General features: G+C 72.7%; 18 protein-coding genes. 11 read left to right on the top strand and 7 right to left on the bottom strand.

Features of this window, described 5'->3' with window-relative positions:
- Positions 1 to 587 precede the first annotated feature (587 nt).
- The 4 genes from TK50_RS00310 (at position 588) to TK50_RS00295 (ending at position 4,912) form a co-directional block, all read left to right on the top strand.
- Complete coding sequence (locus TK50_RS00310) at positions 588 to 1,193, top strand: lytic polysaccharide monooxygenase auxiliary activity family 9 protein (RefSeq protein ID WP_043963549.1); 606 nt, start codon at positions 588 to 590, stop codon at positions 1,191 to 1,193.
- A gap of 266 nt (positions 1,194 to 1,459) precedes the next feature.
- Positions 1,460 to 2,884 (top strand): non-reducing end alpha-L-arabinofuranosidase family hydrolase, encoded by a 1,425-nt coding sequence (locus tag TK50_RS00305; RefSeq protein ID WP_043960778.1) that lies wholly within the window; start codon positions 1,460 to 1,462, stop codon positions 2,882 to 2,884.
- Between the two features lie 158 nt (positions 2,885 to 3,042).
- A complete protein-coding gene (locus tag TK50_RS00300; RefSeq protein ID WP_043960777.1) occupies positions 3,043 to 4,251 on the top strand; it encodes a DUF6986 family protein in 1,209 nt (402 codons plus the stop codon).
- Positions 4,252 to 4,297: 46 nt separating this feature from the next.
- Positions 4,298 to 4,912: a dihydrofolate reductase family protein gene (locus tag TK50_RS00295; RefSeq protein WP_043960776.1), complete on the top strand. Its 615-nt coding sequence runs from the start codon at positions 4,298 to 4,300 to the stop codon at positions 4,910 to 4,912.
- A 13-nt stretch (positions 4,913 to 4,925) separates the two neighbouring features.
- Here the strand turns inward: TK50_RS00295 and nshR are convergent, their stop codons facing one another.
- Positions 4,926 to 5,828, bottom strand: coding sequence for an NshR/TsnR family 23S rRNA methyltransferase (nshR, locus tag TK50_RS00290; protein ID WP_043960775.1), 903 nt, complete (start codon positions 5,826 to 5,828; stop codon positions 4,926 to 4,928).
- Between the two features lie 135 nt (positions 5,829 to 5,963).
- On the opposite strand from nshR, the gene TK50_RS00285 reads away from it, so the two are divergent.
- The 5 genes from TK50_RS00285 (at position 5,964) to TK50_RS00265 (ending at position 9,697) form a co-directional block, all read left to right on the top strand.
- Positions 5,964 to 6,284 carry an ArsR/SmtB family transcription factor gene (locus tag TK50_RS00285; protein ID WP_229405808.1) on the top strand — a complete coding sequence of 107 codons (321 nt, stop codon included), beginning with the start codon at positions 5,964 to 5,966 and terminating at the stop codon, positions 6,282 to 6,284.
- A gap of 16 nt (positions 6,285 to 6,300) precedes the next feature.
- A complete protein-coding gene (locus TK50_RS00280; RefSeq protein ID WP_043960773.1) occupies positions 6,301 to 6,786 on the top strand; it encodes an SRPBCC family protein in 486 nt (161 codons plus the stop codon).
- A 69-nt stretch (positions 6,787 to 6,855) separates the two neighbouring features.
- Complete coding sequence (locus tag TK50_RS00275; RefSeq protein WP_043960772.1) at positions 6,856 to 8,145, top strand: sensor histidine kinase; 1,290 nt, start codon at positions 6,856 to 6,858, stop codon at positions 8,143 to 8,145.
- Complete coding sequence (locus TK50_RS00270) at positions 8,133 to 8,780, top strand: response regulator (RefSeq protein ID WP_043960771.1); 648 nt, start codon at positions 8,133 to 8,135, stop codon at positions 8,778 to 8,780. Before TK50_RS00275 ends, TK50_RS00270 begins: the two co-directional genes overlap by 13 nt.
- 56 nt (positions 8,781 to 8,836) lie before the next feature.
- Positions 8,837 to 9,697 carry a hypothetical protein gene (locus tag TK50_RS00265; protein ID WP_043960770.1) on the top strand — a complete coding sequence of 287 codons (861 nt, stop codon included), beginning with the start codon at positions 8,837 to 8,839 and terminating at the stop codon, positions 9,695 to 9,697.
- 14 nt (positions 9,698 to 9,711) lie between these two features.
- On the opposite strand, the gene TK50_RS00260 is transcribed toward TK50_RS00265, so the two are convergent.
- Together TK50_RS00260 and TK50_RS00255 are read right to left on the bottom strand one after the other, a co-directional pair.
- Complete coding sequence (locus TK50_RS00260) at positions 9,712 to 10,149, bottom strand: helix-turn-helix transcriptional regulator (RefSeq protein WP_043960769.1); 438 nt, start codon at positions 10,147 to 10,149, stop codon at positions 9,712 to 9,714.
- 452 nt (positions 10,150 to 10,601) lie between these two features.
- Positions 10,602 to 13,139, bottom strand: coding sequence for a S8/S53 family peptidase (locus TK50_RS00255; protein WP_144420107.1), 2,538 nt, complete (start codon positions 13,137 to 13,139; stop codon positions 10,602 to 10,604).
- A 130-nt stretch (positions 13,140 to 13,269) separates the two neighbouring features.
- Between TK50_RS00255 and TK50_RS31890 the strand changes: the two genes are divergently transcribed.
- Positions 13,270 to 15,033, top strand: a complete 1,764-nt coding sequence (locus TK50_RS31890) for a sigma-70 family RNA polymerase sigma factor (protein WP_052503548.1) — start codon at positions 13,270 to 13,272, stop codon at positions 15,031 to 15,033.
- 84 nt (positions 15,034 to 15,117) lie between these two features.
- Here the strand turns inward: TK50_RS31890 and TK50_RS00245 are convergent, their stop codons facing one another.
- The 3 genes from TK50_RS00245 to TK50_RS00235 all read right to left on the bottom strand — a co-directional run bounded on the left by TK50_RS00245 (position 15,118) and on the right by TK50_RS00235 (position 19,350).
- On the bottom strand, positions 15,118 to 16,434 hold the full coding sequence (locus tag TK50_RS00245; RefSeq protein WP_199486037.1) for an extracellular catalytic domain type 1 short-chain-length polyhydroxyalkanoate depolymerase: 1,317 nt from the start codon (positions 16,432 to 16,434) through the stop codon (positions 15,118 to 15,120).
- A gap of 113 nt (positions 16,435 to 16,547) precedes the next feature.
- Positions 16,548 to 18,251, bottom strand: coding sequence for a PQQ-dependent sugar dehydrogenase (locus tag TK50_RS00240; protein WP_043960766.1), 1,704 nt, complete (start codon positions 18,249 to 18,251; stop codon positions 16,548 to 16,550).
- A gap of 31 nt (positions 18,252 to 18,282) precedes the next feature.
- Positions 18,283 to 19,350 (bottom strand): SMP-30/gluconolactonase/LRE family protein, encoded by a 1,068-nt coding sequence (locus tag TK50_RS00235; protein WP_052503547.1) that lies wholly within the window; start codon positions 19,348 to 19,350, stop codon positions 18,283 to 18,285.
- A gap of 451 nt (positions 19,351 to 19,801) precedes the next feature.
- Between TK50_RS00235 and TK50_RS00230 the strand changes: the two genes are divergently transcribed.
- Positions 19,802 to 20,626, top strand: coding sequence for an SAM-dependent methyltransferase (locus TK50_RS00230; protein ID WP_082106345.1), 825 nt, complete (start codon positions 19,802 to 19,804; stop codon positions 20,624 to 20,626).
- Here the strand turns inward: TK50_RS00230 and TK50_RS00225 are convergent.
- Positions 20,587 to 21,651: an IS630 family transposase gene (locus TK50_RS00225; RefSeq protein ID WP_052503546.1), complete on the bottom strand. Its 1,065-nt coding sequence runs from the start codon at positions 21,649 to 21,651 to the stop codon at positions 20,587 to 20,589. The two genes, TK50_RS00230 and TK50_RS00225, sit on opposite strands and share 40 nt — an antisense overlap.
- Between the last annotated feature and the right edge of the window lie 146 nt (positions 21,652 to 21,797).

Raw genomic sequence — 21,797 nt, 5'->3', positions numbered from 1 at the left:
GGTGGTTCCGGCCGCCCGATCTTCCGTACGGATCACCAGGTCAACAGGGCGGAGCGGACCTGCGGGCGGAGCATCGCCACGAGGGCGTCCTTCACGGGCAGGTTCGGCCGGCGGCGGGCGAAACCGCAGCGACGGTGGAGACGGTCGCGGCCGTGACGGCGGCGAGGGCCGCCGCAGCCAGGCGTCGGCGGCGTCGGCGGTGTCTCTCGGCACGGGCAAAGGTGGTGTACGGCATGGTTTCGTCGCTCCTGGACCGGTGAACCGGGATCCCCGGCTCGCTGGAACCAGTCTCGGGACGAGGCCCCGTCGCATCCTGAGCAACGACTACTCAATCCGCCCCCGCCCCGGCTACCTACCCGGGGGAGGGCCGGGATCGAAGCCACGGGGAGCACGCCGAATGTCCTTCTCGGCCAGGTATCTATAGATGATCATTGATATAGTGACCTATTGGTGCGATGCTGGTGGAAAGCGCTCTTAACCCTATATTGAGCGCCGGAGAAGGAGGATGTGCTGTGCTTCCACCCCAGTCCGATCAATCCGGTCGTCGGTCCCCCTCGGCCGTCCGCCGGTCCGTGCAGGCGCTCGTCATGGTGTTCGCCATGCTGGCCGGCACGCTGACCTGGGCCGGCGCGGCCCAGGCCCACGGCACGATCGTCAGCCCGGCAACCCGCGCCTACCAGTGCTGGCAGGCATGGGGGAGTCATCACACGGACCCGGCCATGCAGCAGCAGGACCCCATGTGCTACCAGGCATTCCAGGCCAACCCGGACACCATGTGGAACTGGATGAGCGCGCTCCGGGACGGCCTCGGTGGCCAGTTCCAGGCCAAGACTCCCGACGGGCAGCTGTGCAGCAACGCCCTCAGCCGGAACGACAGCCTGAACAGGCCCGGCGCGTGGAAGAAGACCAACATCGGTCGCAACTTCTCGATCCAGCTCTACGACCAGGCCAGCCACGGCGCTGACTACTTCAAGGTCTACGTCAGCAAGCAGGGGTTCAACCCCGCCACCCAGAGTCTCGGCTGGGGGAACCTCGACTTCATCACGCAGACCGGGCGCTACGCGCCGGCGCAGAACATCACGTTCAACGTCTCGACCTCCGGATACACCGGTCACCACATCGTCTTCGTCATCTGGCAGGCGTCGCACCTCGACCAGGCCTACATGTGGTGCAGCGACGTGAACTTCTCCTGATCGGCACGACCGGCAGCATCGGCACCGCTCCGGCCCGACGACACCCCGGGCCGGGGCGGTGCCGGCGCTGTGTGGGGTGCCCCGCCTGGGACCGGCCCGCTCCCTGCTGAGTCGGGGCTCAGTCTGGTCGGGCTGAACAGATGGCAAGTGCGTCGATGTCTTGAGGCGGTGGGAGCGCTCCCGTAACATACCTGACGCGGCTGTTAACGGTCACATGCTGAGACCACCACCAATTGCAGGCCGCCGTCCCATCAGGAGGATGCCTTATGGCAAGATCCAAAGCGACCAATGTCAGTGTGGTGTCCGCCGGCGTCGCGTTGCTGGCTTCGGCGACGGTCGCCGTGGCGTTGCCGGCCAACGCCGCAGCCGCCGGCTGCTCGGTGAACTATGCCGTGTCGTCGCAGTGGCAGGACGGATTCGGCGCCAACGTGTCGATCACCAACCTGGGCGACCCGTTGAGCAGTTGGACGCTGACGTGGTCCTACGGCGCTGGCCAGACGGTCACGCAGGCGTGGAACGCGACGGTCACCCAGAGCGGGGCCGCGGTCACCGCGAAGAACGTGAGCTACAACGGGGCGATCGCGACCAACGCCTCGGTGTCGTTCGGCTTCAACGGGTCGTGGTCGGGCAGCAACCCGGCGCCGACGAGCTTCGCCCTGAACGGCGTGACGTGCAACGGCGGCACGACGCCGACGACCCCGCCGACGGGGTCCCCGACCAACCCGCCGACGACGCCGCCCCCCACGACGCCCCCGCCGACGACGCCGCCGCCGGGCGGCACGTGCAACCTGCCGTCGACGTACCGGTGGTCGTCGACGGGCGCGCTGGCGCAGCCGAAGTCCGGCTGGGTCTCGCTGAAGGACTTCACCGTCGCCCCCTACAACGGCAAGCAACTCGTCTACGCGACGACCCACGACAACGGCACCAAGTGGGGCTCGATGAACTTCGGGCTGTTCACGAACTGGTCGGAGATGGCCACCGCGAGCCAGAACACCATGTCCTCGGGGACGGTCGCGCCGACGCTGTTCTACTTCGCGCCGAAGAACATCTGGGTGCTGGCCTACCAGTGGGGCGGCGCGGCGTTCAACTACCGCACGTCGACCGACCCGACCAACCCGAACGGGTGGTCCGCGGCGCAGACGCTGTTCACGGGCAGCATCACCGGCTCCGGCACCGGGCCGATCGACCAGACCCTGATCGCCGACAGCACGAACATGTACCTGTTCTTCGCCGGGGACAACGGCAAGATCTACCGGGCCAGCATGCCGATCGGGAACTTCCCGGGCAGCTTCGGCTCGTCGTACACGACGATCATGAGCGACACGACGAACAACCTGTTCGAGGCACCGCAGGTCTACAAGCTCCAGGGCCAGGACCGGTACCTGATGATCGTCGAGGCGATCGGCTCGCAGGGCCGCTACTTCCGCTCGTTCACGGCCACCAGCCTGAGTGGTTCGTGGACGCCGCAGGCGGCGACGGAGAGCAACCCGTTCGCCGGCAAGGCCAACAGCGGTGCGACCTGGACCAACGACATCAGCCACGGTGAGCTGATCCGCACCAGCGCCGACCAGACGTTCACCGTCGACCCGTGCAACCTGCAGCTGCTCTACCAGGGTCGTTCCCCCAGCTCCAACGGCGTCGACTACGGCCTCCTGCCGTACCGGCCGGGTCTGCTGACCCTGCAGCGCTGACAGCGCGAGCCGACGCTGACGGCGTGAGTCAGCGGCCGGCGTGAGTTCGATCGAGCGGCGGGTCCGGCGCAGGCCGGGCCCGCCGCATCGTCGTGGTGGTCCACGGCGACCGCGTCGCCGGGCTTCCTCGCCCTGCCCGCATACGGGATGATCGATGGATGTTGGACCCTGCAGTCCTGCACCGGCTCGACGCCCTCCTCGCCGACGACGACCGGCAGCGGGCCGCGCGATACCCGGGCCTCCCGCCGACGGGCCAGCCCGTGCACACCGTCTACGTGCCGGCCGACCGGTACGGCCCGCACACCGTCGACGAGTGGCGGGCCGCCGCGCTCGCGGCGCTCGACCGGTACGGCCCGCTGCCCGGCGTGGCCGACGCGCTGGCCGCCCGGGTCCGCGCCAAGCTCGCCGCCGAGCCCATCGAGGACCTGCGGATCGACTTCGAGGACGGGTACGGCGTCCGGGGCGACGCCGAGGAGGACGCCGCCGTCCGGGCCGCCGCCACCGCGCTCGCCCGGGGGCCGGTGCCCCGCCACGTCGGGCTGCGGATCAAGTCGCTGGAGCCGGCGACCCGCCGTCGGGCGGTACGCACGCTCGACCTCTTCCTCGACGCGCTGCTGCGGCACCGGAGCCTGCCCGACGGGTTCCGGGTGACCCTGCCGAAGGTGACGTCGCTGCCCCAGGTCGAGGCGATGGTGCAGCTCTGCGCCGAGTTGGAGGCCGCCCACCGGCTGCCGCCACTGCGCTTCGAGATCCAGGTGGAGACCCCACAGGCCGTGCTCGGTGCCGACGGCACGGCGACCGTCGCCCGGATGGTGCACGCCGCCGCCGGGCGCTGCGTCGGGCTGCACTACGGCACCTACGACTACTCGGCGGCACTGGGCGTCGCCGCCGGCTGGCAGAGCCTGGAGCATCCGGTGGCCGACCACGCCAAGGCGGTGCTCCAGGTGGCGGCGGCCGGCACCGGGGTCGCGGTCAGCGACGGGTCGACCAACGTGCTGCCGACCGGCGACCGCGCGGCGGTGCACGCCGGCTGGGCGCTGCACCTGCGGCTGGTCCGCCGGTCCCTGGAACGCGGCCTCTACCAGGGCTGGGACCTGCACCCCGGGCAGCTGCCCACCCGCTTCGCGGCGACGTTCGCCTTCTACCGCGACGGGCTGCCGGCGGCTGCCGGGCGGCTGCGGGCGTACCTCGACCGGGTCGACAGCGGCATCCTCGACGAGCCGGCCACCGCCCGGGCGCTCGCCGGGTTCCTGCTGCGCGGGCTGGACTGCGGGGCGCTGGACGACGCCGAGGTGGTCGGCCTGGCCGGCGTCGACCGCTCCCACCTGCGCGAGACGGCCGGTGGCCGGCCGATGAGTTTGGGATGATGCGCCGGTCTGCCTACCGAATCACCTGATCCCAAGGGGGCATCCGATGGCGAAGGTCATCTCCACGCTCTTCATCTCGGCCGACGGGGTGGCCGAGATCGATCCCGACTGGCACATGCCGTACTTCGACGAGAACATGGGCCGCGCCGTCGGCGAGGACTACGACGCCGCCGACGTGCTGCTCATCGGCCGCGAGACCTACGACAGCTTCGCCGGGGCCTGGCCCGACCGCGAGGCCGCGGGTGGGGACGACGCGCCGTTCGCCAAGCAGCTCGGGGACATGCGCAAGGTGGTCGTCTCGCGCCAGCCGCTGGAGTTCTCGTGGCGCAACTCCGAGCTGGTCGACGGCGATCTCCTGGAGGCTGTCGCCTCGCTCAGGTCCGACGCCGGCATCCGGGGCATTCTCATCCCCGGGTCGATCTCCGTGGTGCAGCAACTGCTCGCCGCGGGGCTGGTCGACGAGCTGCGCCTGCTGGTGCATCCGGTGGCGGCGCGCAAGGGGCGCCGGCTGTTCGACGAGGGGGACGCGCCGTACCACCTGAGGGTGACGGCGACGGAGGCGTATCCGACGGGCGTGCTCCGCGTGATCTACGCCCCGACCGTGGCACCCGGGAAGGTCGGCTACGACGAGATCAAGGACCAGGTGCCGGGCGGGAGGTAGCGCACGGGTCGGGTCAGCGGCTCCGGCGGCCCGGGTAGGCCGGTCGCGTGGGCCGCCCGGAGCCGCGCCCCGCGGCCGGCCGCTCGGCCCGGGGCGGCTGCGGCGCGCGCCGCCGGTCGGCGAGGTTCCAGTGGGAACGCTCGTAGAGAGCGATCCCGGCGCAGACGGAGACGTTCAGCGACTCCGCGGCCGGGTTGATGGGGATCGACACCGAGTGGCTGGCGATGCTCTCGAACGAGCGTGACGTGCCGGTCTTCTCGCTGCCGAGCAGGAGCGCGAGCTGCTCGTCGGCGTCGCGCAGGTCGCCGACCGCGAGGTCGCCCTCGGTGTCGAAGGCGATCAGGGGGACGCCGGTGCGCTGGAAGTGGGCGATCGCGTCGGCGCGCGACGCGAGCACGATCGGGAGCGAGAAGACGTAGCCCCGGCTGGCCCGGACCAGGCGTCGGTCCGCGATGGTGGTGAGGTCGCTGTCCACGAGCACGATGCCGCCGGCGCCGAGCGCGAAGGACGTGCGCACGATGGCGCCGATGTTGCCGACGATCTTCACGCCGTCCAGCACGATGATGTCGCCGGTCGTGCGGGCCAACTCGTCGAAGCTCCACGGCCTCGGGACCCGGGCGATCCCGAACGCCTTGGGCTTCTTGTCCGTCTTGAACAGGTCGTTCATGATCGGTGCCCCGACCAGGCGGACCGGGATCTCCCGCTGCCTGCAGGCCGCGAGCACCTCGCCGGGCAGTGGGGTGGTCTCCACCCCGTAGACCTCGATGAACTCCAGCCCGGCGCGGATGCACTCGACCAGCGGCTCGGCGTCCTCGATGAGCACGGTGCGGACGACGGACCGCGAGGGTTTGGTGACGTCGGCGATCCGCTGCACGGCCGGATCCGACCGGTCGGTGATGACGTCGAGGTTTACCACGAAATCGACCCTAACAGAGGCGTGATCGACCCCGCCCGTGGTGGACCGGCCGTTCGTGGTGGGCCGGCCCGGCGCCGCCGAGTCGCTTGCGCCGACCGTCGGCCGCCACTAACGTACAACCATATGGTTGTAGAAATGGTGAGCGGGGAGCAGGCCGACCGCGTCTTCCACGCCCTCGCGGACGCCACCCGGCGCGACATCGTCGCCCGGGTGATCCGCCACGCGGAGTCCGTCTCGGCGCTCGCCCGGCACTACCCGATGAGCTTCGCGGCCGTGCAGAAGCACGTCGCGGTGCTCGAGAGAGCCTCGCTCGTGACGAAGGAGCGGCGGGGGAGGGAGCAGCTCGTGCACGCGGACATGACCGTGCTCCGCCGGGCCGCCAGGCTCCTCGACGCGTACGAGGAGATCTGGCGGGAACGTGTGGCCCGCATCGACCAGCTGATCGCCGAAGACTGAGAGAGGGAACCGAACCATGCCCGTGACGAGCATCCAGAAGGACACCGAGGCGTTGACGCTGACCTTCGTCGCCGAGTTCGACGCCGGGGTCGAGCGCGTATGGCAGGTGTGGGCGGACGCCCGCCAGCTGGAGCGGTGGTGGGGGCCGCCGACCTGGCCGGCCACGTTCGAGCAGCACGACTTCGTGGTGGGGGGCTGGTCCCACTACTACATGACCGGCCCGGAGGGCGAGAAGGCGCGCGGCTGGTGGCGGATCACCGCGCTCGACGCGCCGCACCAGCTGGAGTTCGACGACGGCTTCTCGGACGAGCACGGCACCCCGACCGACACCGACCGGCCGACCCACGCCGTCGCGACGCTGACGGCCGACGGTGCGCGCACCCGGATGACGCTGGTCAGCAGCTTCGTCGACGCCGAGCAGCTCGAGCGGATGGTGAACATGGGCATGGAGGAGGGCCTCCGCGAGGCCCTGGGCCAGATCGACGGCCTGCTCGCCGGGTAGGGCCAGCCCCACCCGAAGACTCGGCCCAGCGCCCTGGTTCGCGCCGGTCGCCTTGGCTAGCTTGGGCGCATGACGTCGACGACCACGCTGCTCAGGGCGGTGATGCGGCCTGGTTTCCTCCTGTCGACGTGGCCGTGGCGCGGGATCGTCTACACCGCGACCACGGCCGTGGCCTCGGGTCTGCTCTGGCTCGTGCTCTCCTTCCCGCTGGCTCCGCTGGCCCTGGCCGTCGGGGTGCTCAAGGCGGAAGGGGCGCGGGCGGTCGGGGCGACACCACACTGGTGGGCCGGCACCTACGTGTCGGTCGCGGTGGTGCTCAGCCTGGTCGGGGTGGGCCTGCTCGCGCTGACGGTGCCGAAGCTGGCCACCGCCGTGGCCGGCATCGAGCGGTGGCGGTTGCGGCTGGCCGACGACGCCCCGGCGGTGGCGCGTCGAAGTGGCAACCTCTACACCGACCCGGCCACCTGGCGTTCCGTGGCCTACCTGCTGCTCCTCGGCATCGTCGCGCCGGTGTGGCTCGGCGTGCTGGGCCTCGCCGGCCTGCTCGTCGTCTCCACCCCGATCGCGGTGCACTACCGGCTGGTCACCATGGAGTCGACGGGCAGCGCGGTCAGCCGTGCCGTCCTGGGGCTGGTGCTGATCCCGGCGGTGCTCTATCTGACCTCGGCGTTCGGCGGTGGGCACGCCGCGCTCGCCCGGCTGCTGCTGTGCTGCGAGCCCGACCCGGCCGCAGCCGAACTGGTCGAGGTGACCCGGTCCCGGGCGCGGCTGGCCGACGCGTTCGACGCCGAGCGGCACCGCATCGAGCGTGACCTGCACGACGTCGCCCAGCAGCGGCTGGTGAGCCTGACCATGCAGCTCGGCCTCGCCAGGCTCGACCTGCCGAGCGGCTCGCCCGCAGCGGTCGCGGTGGCCTCGGCGCACGACCACGCAAAGGCCCTGATGGCGGAACTCCGCGACCTGATCCGGGGCATCAGCCCACAGACGCTGCGCGAACTCGGGCTGCGGGCCGCGATCGAGGAGCTCGCCGCCGGCAGTCCTCTCCGGGTCCACGTCGACGCCGACCCGGGTCGGTTCCCGCCGGCGGTGGAGACGGTGGCCTACGCCGCCGTGTCGGAAGCGCTCGCCAACGCCGTGAAGCATGCCGCCGCCACCGAGGCCACCGTCGCCGCCCGACGATCCGGCGGCATGCTGACGGTCCAGGTGCGCGACGACGGGCGCGGCGGTGCCGACCCGTCGCGCGGGTCGGGCATCACGGGCCTCGCCGACCGGGCGGCCGCAGCCGGCGGTCGGCTGCTCATCTCCAGCCCACCCGGCGGGCCGACGACCCTGCGGGTGGAGTTGCCGTGCGCGTCGTGATCGCCGAGGACTCGGTCCTGCTGCGCGAGGGGCTGGTCGGGCTGCTCTCCCGGTTCGGCTTCGACGTCGTCGCCGCCGTCGGTGACGCCGCCGCCCTGGTGACGGCGGTGGAACAGACCGCCCCCGACCTCGTCGTCACCGATGTCCGCATGCCGCCGGGCTTCACCGACGAGGGGCTGCGGGCCGCCGTGGCCCTCCGCGCGGCGCGCCCCGACCTCGCCGTGGTGGCGCTCAGCCAGTACGTGCAGCACAGCTACGCCGGCGAGCTGCTCGGCTCGGGCCAGGGCCGGGCCATCGGCTACCTGCTCAAGGATCGGGTGGCCGACGTCGCCGAGTTCGCCGACCTGCTGCGGCGGGTGGCCGAGGGCGGCACGGTCGTCGATCCCGAGGTGGTGCGTCAGCTGATGCTGCGGGGCCGAGACCCGATCGAGCACCTCTCGCCCCGGGAGCGCGAGGTGCTGGCGTTGGTCGCCGAGGGCCACTCCAACGCCGCGATCGCCCGCATGCTCACCCTGACCGAGGCCGGCGTGGGCAAGCACATCGGCAACGTCCTCGCCAAGTTGCGCCTGCCGGTCAGCGACGACACGAACCGGCGGGTCCTCGCCGTCCTCACGTACCTGCGGGGTCAACCGTGATCCACGACCGGGACGGCCGGCCCCGTTCACCCACTCGATCGATCCAGGGAGCCCTCGTGACCAGTTCCGCTGCCCCGCCGCACCCGGCGGGCGTCTCCGGCCGGGTCGTCGCCGCGCTCGGCGTACTCGCCGCGGCCCTGGTCGTCGCCTTCGTCGTCGCCCCGCCCGCGCTGACGGCGGACCGGGCGGGTGGCATCGTCGACAGGCGCGACCTCAGCGAGGCCCTGCGGGCGGCGTTCGTCGCATACTGGCGCTCCGGCGACCGGGACCTCCCCCCGGACCTGGCGCGGGTGGTCGACTACTGGTCCCGCTACCACCTGGTCAAGGCCGTGCTCGCCGCGCTGTTGCTGACCGTGCTGGTTGCCCTCGGCTTTCGTCTCGCCAGGGCGTTCGTGACGGCCGGCGGTCTCGGGGCGGGAAAGCGGGCCGCCCTCGCGTCGGCCGGCGTCCTCGTCGCGGTGCTCGCACCGTTCTCGTTGGCGATGGTGATGGCCAACGTCCAGGGTGCCGTCGCGCCCTTCGCCTCGTTGCTGCCGATGCTGACCGAAGGCGTGACCGACGCGGAGCTCGCCGACACCCTGACCCAGGTCGAGCGGGGACTGGCCGAGTCGGGCGGCCCCAGTGGCAGCATCCCACCCGCCCTCGACCTCATGATCGACGACTTCTCCTGGTATCACGAGGCGATGGCCGGGACAGCCGCCGTCGTGGCGGTGGTCCTCGTCGCCACGAGCGTGCTGGCCTGGCGGAGATTCGCGGCGACCCGCCCCGCTGACCGGCGAAGGCGGCAGGTGCTGGCGGCGTACGGTCTTCTCTCGGCGCTGTTGCTGCTGCCGGCGGTCGCGCTGGCGGTGGCGAACGCGACCACGGCGGCGGACCCGGCACCGGCGCTCCTGGCCTTCTTCCAGGGCGGCTGGTGATCGGGTTCCCCCGGTCAGGTCGCCTGGTGCCGGGGAGTGTCCCGGACGGGCCTGGTCACCTGCTTCGACACGCAGGCCGGCAGCCCCACCGTGCTGAGCGCCGCGCGCTGCCGGTAGGTGCTGGGCGGCATCCCCACCAGCTCGGTGAAGCGGGTGCTGAAGGTGCCCAGCGACGCGCAGCCGACCGCGAAACAGACCTCGGTGACGCTGAGGTCGCCGCGGCGCAACAGCGCCATCGCGCGCTCGATGCGGCGCGTCATCAGGTAGGAGTACGGCGACTCGCCGTAGGCGAGGCGGAACTGGCGGCTGAGGTGGCCGGCCGACATGTTCGCCCCCCGGGCGAGCGCCTCCACGTCCAGCGGCTGGGCGTAGTCCCGGTCGATCCGGTCGCGGACCCGCCGCAGCCGCGCTAGGTCGCGCAGGCGCTGGGCTTCGGCGGCACCGCTGGTCACTCCCGGGATCATGCCACCCCGTCCGCGCCGCGACGAAGGACCGTGCCGTTGGCATCGCCATCTCCTCCGGTCGCTCCCTCCCCGCGCCGATCGGTGACGTCGAGTGGTCGCCTCGCTCGCCGGCCCACCCGACCGGGCTCCCTTTGCTCTGCACCCACCTGCGCAACAGCCACGTAGCGTCATCGGCCGTCACGGCCTTGGTCGTCCGTGCTCCGGTGTGAGCGCTGGTCGGGCGAGGTGCTGCGCCGATGGGTGCAGAGCAAAGCGGTCGAGGGCGTCCATGGGGGCCGGAGGAGAATCACGAAGAGTCAGGTCGACTGGCCGCAGGGTGCGGCTCCGCGATCATCACGGGGAGTGCCCGAGGCATGCTGGGTTCCGCGGCCCACCGAGGGCTGCCCAGCCGGGAGGGCCCGGCCGTTCGGCCGGGCCCCGGTGACCGACGGACGCCCGGGTCAGGGTGTGGCCACCTGGATCCGCACCGGCACGGAGTCCACGCCGACCAGCCCGGCCGAGTCGAAGACCTCCAGCCACACCGACCAGGTGGTGATGTTGTCCTTGCCCAGGCCCAGCTCCGCGCTGAAGCTGGCGCAGCTCTTCGGCAGGACGATGTCGTCGACCGGGCCGCCGGTGGGCACCGCGCTGCCCTGGCAGAGCACCTTCTTGACGCCGCCGTCGCCGTACGCGGTCCACCGGTAGCGGGTCCCGGCGACCGCGCCGTCCTCCACGTCGGTGGCCGTGCCGGCGAACGCGACGACCTTCGGCTTGCCGTCGACCACCGACAGGTCCAGCGCCGCCGCCGGCTTGGTGATCGTGGCGGTCGGCCGGTTCTGCCCGGCCAACAGTGCGGTGACCGTGAAGCTGCGCTGCGCGCTCGCGCCGCCGGCCGTGAACGTCGCCGTGTACGACCCCGCCGTGACCTTGCCGGCCGGCAGGAGCGCCTGATGCCCGGTCTGCTGGTGGACCACCGTCCCGCCCCGCCGGACCGTCCAGGACGCCTCGGCGTCGGGCACCGGCCCGAACGCGTCCGGGTCGTGTGACGTGCCGACCAGACTGACGGACTGGCCCGGGGCGAGCGTCAGCCCGACCGGAGGCGAGATGATGGCCGCGGTCGTCGGGCTGTCCACCACCGTGACCGAGACGGTCGCCGAGCCGGTGCGCCCGAGGCCGTCGGTGGCCTTGGCCGTGATGACGTGGGTGCCGGGCGACAGCGACGGCACGAACGTCTGCGACTCGTGGCCCAGCACGCCGTCGAGGCTGCTGATCCAGGTGATCGGGAGCTGCTTGCCGAGGAAGTCGGTCGCCTTGCCCCACAGGTCGACCGACTGGCCCACCCCGACGTGCTGACCGGTCGTCGGCGCGCTGATGCTCACCGCGGGCTTGTCGACCTTGACCCCCAGTGCCTTGGCGACGGCGGCCAGGGCGTCGACCCGGCGCTGGCTGCCCGTCACCTTGGCGCCGAGCCCGCCGACGTGCGCGGTGTCGTTGAGGATGTCCCGGACCTGCGCGGCGGTCAGGCTCGGGTCGGCGGCCATCACCAGCGCGGCGACGCCGCCCACGAACGGCGCAGCGGCGCTGGTGCCGCAGAACTGGGAGTGCGTCTTGTTGACGGCCGGGTTGCCGGGGTCCTTGAGTCCATTGACGCACATCGGGCCGTAGATCTCCACGGAGGTGGTCAGGTCACTGGTGCCGAAGTTCGACATGCCGTCCAGCGTCGCGTCCGTCCTCATGCCGCCCACGCACATGACGTGGGTGCTCTCGCACGGCACGTAGAGGGTGTCGCCGTCGATGTTCGCGGTGTCGTTGCCGGCGGACGAGACGATCAGCGCCCCCGTGTCCCGGATGTGCTTCATCCGCCGGTCGGTCCACTTGCTGGCCGAGGACTTGCCGAGGTTGACGTCGCGGGTGAAGCTGAGGTTGACCACGTCCGGGTGGCTCGCCTCGGCGGCCTTCTCAAGCCGGCGCAGCACCGTCCAGTACTCGATGCCGTTGCGCACGGCGACCAGCTCGTCGACCACCGGCCCGGCCGGCCCGGCGGTGCCGTAGCCGTTGTCGACCCGGCCCATCGCGGCGAGCACCACGTCCGTGGCGTGCCACGGGCAGGGCGTGCCGCCCGTGCAGTCGTTGGTGTTGGTCTTGCCCCATTCCACCGAGTGCAGGGACACCTTGGTCGGGAAGTCGGGATTGGACTGGAACCCGCCGTCCTGCACCAGGTACTTCACCTGCTTGGTCAGCTTGCCCTTGGCCTCCAGCAGCTGCCAGGCCGGCGCGACCCCGATGTCCATCGCGCCGCCGTACTCCATGAACATCCAGTCGAAGACGTTGTTGGTGATGTCGGGGGCCTCGTAGACCTCGCCGTCGGCGATGCCGGTCGGCTCCACCAGCCAGTCGAGGACCAGCTCGGTCCCCGCCCGCCACTCGGCGGCGGCGAGCGCGAGCAGCCGCAGCGCCCGCTCGTCGCCGACCCGGTAGGTGCCGGACTGGCCCGGCTCGGCGGCCCGCAGGTCGTCGACCAGCTTGGCCGGGTCGGCGCGGTCGACGTCCACTCGGACCAGGTGGTCCTGCCCCTGCTCGTCCGGCGCGAACGAGTCGAGCACCTGACCGCCCCAGCGGGTCAGGAAGGCGTCCAACTCGGCCTGGTCGGCGACCCGCACCATCACCTCGTCGAGCACCAGGCCGGCGGGCGAACCGTCCGGCCCGGCCACCACGCCGAGCTGCCGGTCGGTGCCGAGCCGGCCGACGGGGTCGATCGGCAGCCGGGGAGGGGCCAGCCCCGGGTCGACCCGGAAGGCCAGCGGCTCGCCGCCGGTGCCGCCGGGCGTCACGGCCAGGTCGGCGGTTGCCGGCGCGGCGGTGCTGGTTGGCGCCGGCGCCGCGACGGCGGCCGCCCCGATGTTCGTGACCATGCCTGCGGCGAGCGCCGCCGCCACGGCGGCGGCCAGGATCCGGCGCGGTACGGCGGCGGTACGGCGGCTGGCGGGTGTCGGTGTCATGAGCGTCTCCTCGGTGTCGGCGGTGCGCTGACACCGGTGGGAGCGCGGGCGGGTCGGCATGCCAACAGAAACGCACCGGGATTTATCTTTTCCGTTCTACTGGACCGGTCGGAGAGTGGTGGGGGCACGGATGGACACGGCGGCACAGGACGACAGGGCGCTCGTCGAGGCGGTGCGCCGGGGCGACCGGGCCGGCCTGGAGGGCATGTACCGGCGGTACGCCGACCGGCTCTACACGTACGCGCGGGTGCTGGTGCGCGAGCCGGAGGCCGCCGCGGACGTCGTCCACGATGCCTTCCTCACCGCCAGCGGGCGCATCGACCAGCTCCGTGACCCCGACCGGCTGCGGCCCTGGCTGTACGCGATCGTGCGCAACGAATGCCTCCGGCAGTTGCGGGAGCGGTCCCGATCCTCCGCCCTGGAGGAGGCGGGCGACCCGGTGGCCGACACCGTCGACCCGGGTGCCGGGGTCAACGCCGACCAGGTGCGTGAGCTCGTGCACAGCGCGGCGGCGGCGCTCAACCCGGGCGACCGCGAGGTGGTGCACCTGGCGATCCGCCACGACCTGTCCTCCGTCGACATCGGCGCGGCTCTCGGGGTGCCCACCAACCACGCCCACGCCCGGCTGTCCCGGGCCCGGTCGCAGCTCGAACGGGCGCTCGGCGCGCTGCTCGTCGCCCGCAGCGGGTCCCGGGACTGCCCGGCCCTCGCCGGTGTGCTCGACGGCTGGCAGGGGCGGCTCACCCCGACCCTGCGCAAGCGGGTCGCCCGGCACATCGACGGCTGCGCCACCTGCGGGCTGCTCCGGCGCGAGCAGCTCAACCCGGCGGCGCTGCTCTCCGCGTACACGGCTCCGGGGTTCCTGGTCGTCGCGGACACGGTGTGGCCGAGGCTGGCCGACTCGGTGTGGCCGGGGTCGCCCGACGGCGGGCCGGCGCAGACGGCCGACGGTGGGGTGACCGGGGCGGCCGACGGTGGGGTCGGGCCGTCCGCCGCCGACGCGGCGACCGCGTCGCCGCCGGCACCGGTCGAGCCCGCCGGCCCGCCGCAGACGGCCGGGCCGGACGGCGGGCCGGAGAAGGGCGCGGCGTCGGAGGAGGGCGGGCACGCCGCGAGGTCGGCGGAGCGGCCCGCCGCCGGGCCCGCCACCGCGTTGGCCGGGGGCGGCGCGGCGGCTCCGCGGGCCGGGGCGGAGTCTCCGCGTGCGGCGTCGCGGTCCCGGCGGCGGCGTCGGCTGGCGGCGAGCGCCGGGCTGCTGGTGTTGCTCGCAGCGGCCGGCACCTGGGCGCTCGGGCCCGGTCGTCCGGCCGCCGACCGGGTGGCGGCGACCTCCGGCGCGGCGGCCGACGGAACGGCGACGCCCCCGGTGGGGTCGGCGGGCCCGACCGACGCCGCCGCGCCCGGCGGCTCCGGGGCTCCGGCGGGGCCGGGACCCGAGCCGGACGGCACCGGCGGCACGTCAACCGGTGCGGTCCCGCCCGGTGCGCCGCCGCCCGGCGCGACCGGTCCGGTCGCCGGACCGAGCTCCGGGCCCGGACCGACGGCCTCGCCGACCGGGTCGCCGGTCGCGCCCCGGCCGACGGGCACGCCGAAGCTGGCCACGGCGTTCACGTTGCGGGCGAGCGCGCACGTGCGCTGCGGGGCGGACACCTACACCCTGGTCGTGCAGGCCACCGGCAGCGCCGCGATCGACGCGGCCCAGGTGCGCTGGACCGCGTCCGGTGGGACCGCGTCGAGCCGGGCCATGACCGTGGACGGGTCGTCGGCGCGGGCGAGCGTGGGCCAGCTCCGCGCGTCGGCCCTGACCTGGACGGTGCGGGCGACCGCCGCCGACGGCCGCACCGCGCAGAGCCCGTCCTACCCGGTCACCGATCCGTGCCTGCGGCCGGGCTAGCGGGGCGGAGTCGACGCGACCCCGCCCCGCCCGTGCCGTTCCTGGGGAGTCGTCCGGCGGCCGGACGACTCCCCAGCGCGTGGATCAGGCCCGCAGCGTCCAGCGCTGGTTGGCCTGGCCGCTGCAGGACCAGAGAATGATCTTCGTGCCGTTGGCGGTGCCCAACCCGCTGGCGTCCAGGCAGAGCCCGGACTGGGCGTTGGTGATGGTGCCGTCGGCGTTGACGTTCCACTGCTGGTTGGTGCCGCCGTGGCAGTCCCAGATGATCACCGGGGTGCCGTTGCTGGTGCCGGCGCCGCTGGCGTCCAGGCACTTGGTGCCGTACACCGTGAGCTGCCTGCCCGCCGTGTAGGTCCAGCGCTGCTGGGTGGCACCGTGGCAGTCCCACAGCTGGATCTGGACGCCGTTGCCGCCGTTGGTCGGCACGTCCAGGCAGCGGCCCGACTGGGTGCCGACGACCGTCACCCCGGCCGCCGGCGGCGGGGTCGTAGGCGGTGGGGTCGTCGGGGTCGGGGTCGGCGTCGGCGTGGTGGTGGTGCCGTCGAGGCCGAGGAAGGCGATGGAGTACGCGATCTGACCGGCCTGCGGCAGCTCGTGCCCGACGCCGCTGATGCTGATGCCCTCGACCGTCGCCCGGGTGCCGGTGTCGCCGTACCGGGTGCGGGTCCAGTTCGACTGCGGGCGGTCGGTGAACGCCGGCGTCTGGCTCAACCCGTGCAGGTTGGTCCACTGCTTGATCTCTTCACCGAAGTTGACGTACGACAGGGTGGTGTCGGTGGTCCCGTGCAGGAACTGCATCCGGGGGTACCGGCCGGTGTAGCCGGGGTACATGGCGCGGGCGGCGTCGCCCCACTGCTGGGCGGTCTTGGTGATCTGCCCACCGGCGCACTGGCCGTTCCAGGTGTTGGTGCTGCTGCCGGTCGCGAAGCAGGTCGCGGGCACCCCGCTGAACGCCGAGCCGGCGGCGAACACGTCCGGATACTCGGCGGCCATCACGTTGGTCATCATCGCCCCGGAGGAGAAGCCGCTGACGACGACCCGGGCGGGGTCGACGTTGTGCCGCTGCTTCGCGTAGTTGACCATGGAGATGATGCCGTCGGAGTCGCTCCCGCCCCCGCGCCGCAGCCCCTGCGGCGAGTAGACGTCGAAGCACTTGCTGCTGCGCGTGACCTCGGGCAGCACGATGATGTAGCCGTACCGGTCGGCGGCGGTGACGTAGTCGCGGCCGTTGCCGTTGAAGATCGCCGGCCCGGAGCCGCCGCAGTAGTGGATCAGCACCAGCAGCGCCGGCCTGGGCGCGACGTTGTCGGGCACGTAGAGGTACATGTTGAGGCCGCTGGGGTTGTTGCCGAAGTTGGTGACCTGGGTCAGGGCCGCCGCCGAGGCCGGCTGCGCGGCCATCAGTACCGTCATGGCGAGCAGTGGCACGACCGCGAGGGCCGCCACCGCCCTGAGTAGACGCTTCACGGACATGGGCTCCGATCTGGTGGGACGGGGATGGTGGTGGGGTGGGGCTACCTGCCGAGGGTCACCTTGAGGATCCGCTCGTTGCTGTTGTTCGGGACGCTGTCCTTGTCGCCGCCGGTGCTCGTCGTCAGCCACAGGTTCCCGTCGATGGTCGGCTCGACGGTGCGCAGGCGGCTGTAGGTGCCGACGAAGTACTGCTGCACGTCGGTGAGGGCGTCGCCGCTGATCACCTCCCGGTACATCCGGTTGCCGCGCAGGCAGGCGAGGTACACCACGTCGCGGACGATGGCGAGGCCGCTGCACGAGGCGTCGGCGACGGGGTACGTGCGTACCGGTGCGCGGTAGTTGGGGTTGGCGCAGTCGCCGACCGTGCCCTCGCAGGCCGGCCACCCGTAGTTGCCGCCCCGGACGATGATGTTGGTCTCGTCCATGACGTTGTTGCCGAACTCCTGCTCGAAGAGGCGGCCCCGGGAGTCGAACGCCAGCCCCTGCGGGTTGCGGTGGCCGTAGCTCCACACCTGGTTGCCGAACGGGTTGTCCGCCGGCACGGTGCCGTCGGGGCGGATCCGCAGCACCTTGCCGGCCAGGTCGTTGACGTCCTGGGCGCGGTCCGGGGTCTGCCCGTCGCCGGTGGCGGCGTAGAGCATCCCGTCGGGGCCGAAGCGCAGCCGACCGCCGTTGTGGTACTTGTTGCGCGGGATGCCCGTCACCAGCACCTGGAGGCTGCTCGTCTGGAGCGTGCCGTCGTAGCGCATGCGGACGATCCGGTTGTCGGTCGCCGTGGTGTGGTAGATGTACAGCCACCGGTCGGTGGCGAAGGTCGACGCCACGGCCAGCCCGAGAACGCCGCCCTCGCCGTTGGTGCCGGCGGCGTTCGGCACCGAGCCGATGCTGCGCTTGTCGGTGCCGTCGGGGTTCATGGCGACGACGTCGAACAGGTCGCGCCGCCCGTACAGGACGGTGCCGTCGGAGAGCTGCACCAGCCCCCACGGCAGGTCCCGCTCGGTGGTGACCACCGTCGTGCCGCAGACCGCGCTCGTGCAGGCCGAGCCGGTGCGTACGGTCACCGGGGTGCTCGCCGTCGAGGCGTTGCCCTGGGCGTCGCGGGCGACGACGGTGTAGCTGAACTGGGTGTTCGCCGCCAGCCCGGTGTCGGTGAACGTGGTGGCGGGCGGGTTGGTGGCCGTGCCGGTGACGGAGCCGACGGTCGTGCCGCCGCGCAGGACGTCGTACCGGGTGACGGCGACGTTGTCGGTGGCGGCCGACCAGGTCAGGCGCACGTCGGTGCCGTTGGCGGTGGCGGCGAGGTTGGTCGGCGTGCTGGGCCGAGACGTGTCGACCTGGCAGAACGGTGGCGTGACGGTGAGCGTGGCGCTGGCCTGCGACACGTTGCCGGCGGCGTCCCGGGCGTTGACGTACCAGCCCCAGGTGACGCCCTGCGCGACGGTGAGCGTGGCGGTCAGCGTGCTGCCGCCGACGGAGGTGACGAGCTGCCCGTCGTGGTAGACGTCGTAGTTCGTGACGCCGACGTCGTCGCGGGCCGCGGACCAGGTGAGCGTGACGGACTGGCAGGTCAGCCTGCTGCTGCGCAGGTTGGTCGGCGGGGTGGGCGGCCTGGTGTCGGCGGCGGACCGGGCGGCTGCGGCCGTCGACCCGCCGGCCGGCGGTGGCGCGGCGATGGCGGGTGCACCTGCCAGGACGGTGCAGGCGCTGGTCAGCAGTGCGAGGGTGGCGAGGGGGCGGGTTGACACGTGATTCGTCCCTTCCGGTGGATCCTGGCGGTCAGTACGGGTAGCCGGGCACGTTCAGCCGCACGCTGTAGAGGCCGGAGTCGTTCGTGGGGCCGGAGGTGACGTAGAGGGTCCGCCGGTCGGACCCGCCGAACGCCACGTTGGTGGTGCCCGTGGAGCCGGAGCGGACGGTGCCGAGCTCGACGCCCGTGGGCGAGTAGACGTGGACCAGGCCGTCGAAGCCCGACGCCCAGTACACGTTGCCGGCGCAGTCGATCGTGGCGCCGTCCGGGCCGCCGACGTAGTTGACGAAGACGCTGCGGGGGCCGGTGCTGCCGTCGGGTGCGACGGCGTACTTGTAGATCTTGTTCTCGCCGTAGGCGCCCACGTAGAGCGTCGCGCCGTCGGGGGAGAGCGCGATGCCGTTGGGCTGGCGCAGCGCGTCGTCGACGAGCGACACCTGGCCGCCGGAGACGCGGAAGACGCTGGTGCGCCCGCTCATCTGGTCGGCGCGGGCCCCGCGCTGGAAGTTGGGGTCGGTGAAGTAGACGACGCCGTCGGAGCGGACCGCCACGTCGTTCGGCGAGTTGAACGCCCGGCCCTGGTAGTTGGCGGCGACCACGCCGCGGGTCAGGTCGTCGATCCGGTACGACGAGACGCTGCGCTGGTCGTGTGTGGCGGCGACGAGCTGCCGCCCGTCGGGGCTGAGGGCGAGCCCGTTGCTGCCGGAGTTGGCGAGGAACGTGTCGAAGGTCGCCGGCGGGGTGAAGCGGCGGATGGTCGACGGCTGGACCCGCTCCGGCCCGGTGGCCGCGCCCATGTCGGACACCAGCAGGTAGCCCCGGTCGGCGAGCCAGACGGGCCCTTCGAGGAACGAGAAGCCGCCCCGGATCTTCGCCGCCGTGACCGAGGTCGCCGGCAGCGGCGGGCCGTAGCTGGCGCCGGACGGGCAGACGCCGGGCGGGGCCCCGGGTGGCCCGGCCAGCGCGGTCGTGGTGTGAGCGCTCACATGGCCGGCGCGAAGAATCTGCGGGGGCGAGGCGGCGGCGCCCACCGGGACGGCGGCGGGCAGGGCGAGGCAGAGGCTGGCCAGCGCGGCGAGTGTGGGAGTCGGGACCATCGGGGGCTCCGATCGGCGAGGGCCCGCCGCCGATGGCGGGCGCGGGGTGGCGCGGTGACGGATCCGCCGAGTGGCTCCGGTGGCGGCGGGCGAGCCCGTCGGGCGCGATGGGGACATCGGGCAGCATAAGTCCTAATCCATCGATCCGCATGATTTCGTTGCCGCCAACTTCCCATGTGGGGCGGGGTGCTGCGCGGGTCTTGAGTTTGGCGAAATGGCCCGGTAATATCGCAAAGCTTCAATGGCTTTCGTCGGGAGTGGGCACCGTTCGAGCCCCGGGCGCCTGACCCGACGCGGGCGGAATCGACGTTTCGGGGTTGCTCATCTACCCTCAGGGCACATCCGGCCTCAACTTTCGTGGGCCGGCGTCGGTTCGGCAGCCATGGGTGTCGTGTGTGGTCTCCCCGCCAGTCTGTGAGCGACCATGGCCGTGTACGGAGGGGTCGAAGCGTTGACCAGCGAAAAGGTGGCGCCTCCGGGCGTCGACACCACCCGGCCCAGCATTGCCCGGGTCTACGACTACTACCTAGGCGGCAAGGACAACTTCGCGGTCGACCGGCAGGCCGCCCAGATGGCCATGCAGGTCACGCCGGACGGTCCCGAGGCGGGGCTGGCCTGCCGGGCCTTCCTCCGTCGATCGGTCAGATTCCTCGCGGCCGAGGCCGGCATCCGGCAGTTCCTCGACATCGGCTCCGGGCTGCCCACCCAGGGCAACGTGCACGAGATCGCCCACGAGGTGGACCCGAACGCCCGGGTGGTCTATGTGGACAACGACCCGATGGCCCTCGCCCACGGCCGGGCCCTGCTCGCCGACGCCCGCACCACCACCGTGCTCGGGGGTGACGCCCGCCGGCCCGAGGAGCTGCTGGCGCAGCTCACCGAACGCAAGCTGATCGACTTCGACCAGCCGGTCGGCCTGCTGCTTCTGGCGATCCTGCACCACCTCAACGACGAGGACGACCCCGCCGGCGTCGCCCGGCGGCTCGTCGCCGCCCTGCCCTCCGGCAGCTACCTGGCCATCTCCCACTTCCACGATCCGGGCGACGCCCAGCCGGAGGTCTCGGAGCGGGCGCGGGCGGTGGAGAAGGTGTTCAACGCGACCCTCGGCACCGGCCGGTGGCGCACCCGCGAGGAGATCATGGGCTTCTTCGGCGACCTGGAGCTGCTGCCGCCCGGGCTGGTCCCGCTGGCGGAGTGGCACCCGGACGGCGAGGAGGACCCCAAGCAGACCGCCACCTACCACACCATCGTCGGCGGGGTGGCCCGCAAGCCCTGAGGCCCGTCGGGCGGCGGCTCCGCGCCCGAAGTTCGTTCACGATGTCCGGGTGTTCGCTCACGATGCCCGGCGAGCGAGCGGTGGACCTCCCCGGGGGCTCGCCACCAGGTGCGGGGCTGCGCCACCCAGGTTCGGCTGTCGGCCCCGGCGTCGCCGCCCGCCCAGGCCGGCAGCTCCTCGCCGAGCAGGGCGAACCACCGTTCGGCCTGTTCCACCCACGACCGGCCGGCCGGCGTGAGGTGGACGTGGAAGCGGGGATGGCGGGCCAGCCAGGCCCGCACCGCCGCCGATCCCTGCACGGCGGCGTCGTCGCAGATGACGTGCACGTCCAGTGCGGCCGGCACCGCCCGGTCGACGGCGAGGAGGAACCTGCGGTACTCGGCGGACCGGTTCCCCCCGCGCCCCGTCGCGGCCCCGCCGGCCGGCGCGCGGGGGGCCGGCACGGTCGTCGACCGGGTCCACCCGGGGCCCCGCGTCGGCGGAGCGTCGTCCGTGCACAGCACCACCGCCCGCCCCGGCGGATGCCGATAGAGGCCGACGACGCCGACGACCCGCGCCACGAACCGCGGGTCGGCGGCGAGCCGGTGCCCGTCCTGGACGTGCGGCCGCAGGTCGAACCGCCGCCAGATCCGGCCGACCGTCGAGGCGGACAGCCCGCTGTGCGCGGCCATCGACGCCCGGGACCAGCGGGCCGCCCGCTCCGGCTGCGAACTGAGGGTGGCGGCCACCACCTGCTCCACCCGGCCCGGCCCGATCGTCGGGGGCCGGCCGGCGCGCGGTGCGTCGGCGAGGCCCGGCAGCCCGCGCGCCACGAACCGGGACCGCCACTTGCCCACGGTCGGCGGTGACACGCCGAACCGGGCCGCGACCTCCGCGTTGCTGGCCCCGTCGGCGCAGGCCAGCACGATCCGGCAGCGCAGCGCGTACGCCTGTGTCGAGCGGGCCGCCCGGGCGCCCCGCGCCAGCCGTGCCCGTTCCTCTTGGCTCAGCATCAGCTCGGCCTTCGGCCGGCCCTTTCCCCCCATGCGGCCGATGGTACATATATGTAAACGAATTTGTGGCGCAAATATTCGGACGTCGCAGGTGGTGGGACGAATCGATGTCCCTTCTGGACAGCGTCAGGCCCCCTCGGTATGGTCCCGACGAGTTCCCAAGCGAGGGATTCGCTCGC

It is taken from the genome of Micromonospora haikouensis, from assembly GCF_000876225.1.
GTDB classification, from domain to species: Bacteria; Actinomycetota; Actinomycetes; order Mycobacteriales; family Micromonosporaceae; genus Micromonospora; species Micromonospora haikouensis.
The sequence above is the reverse complement of the archived record's forward strand: the minus strand, read 5'-3'. Positions and strand labels throughout refer to the sequence as shown.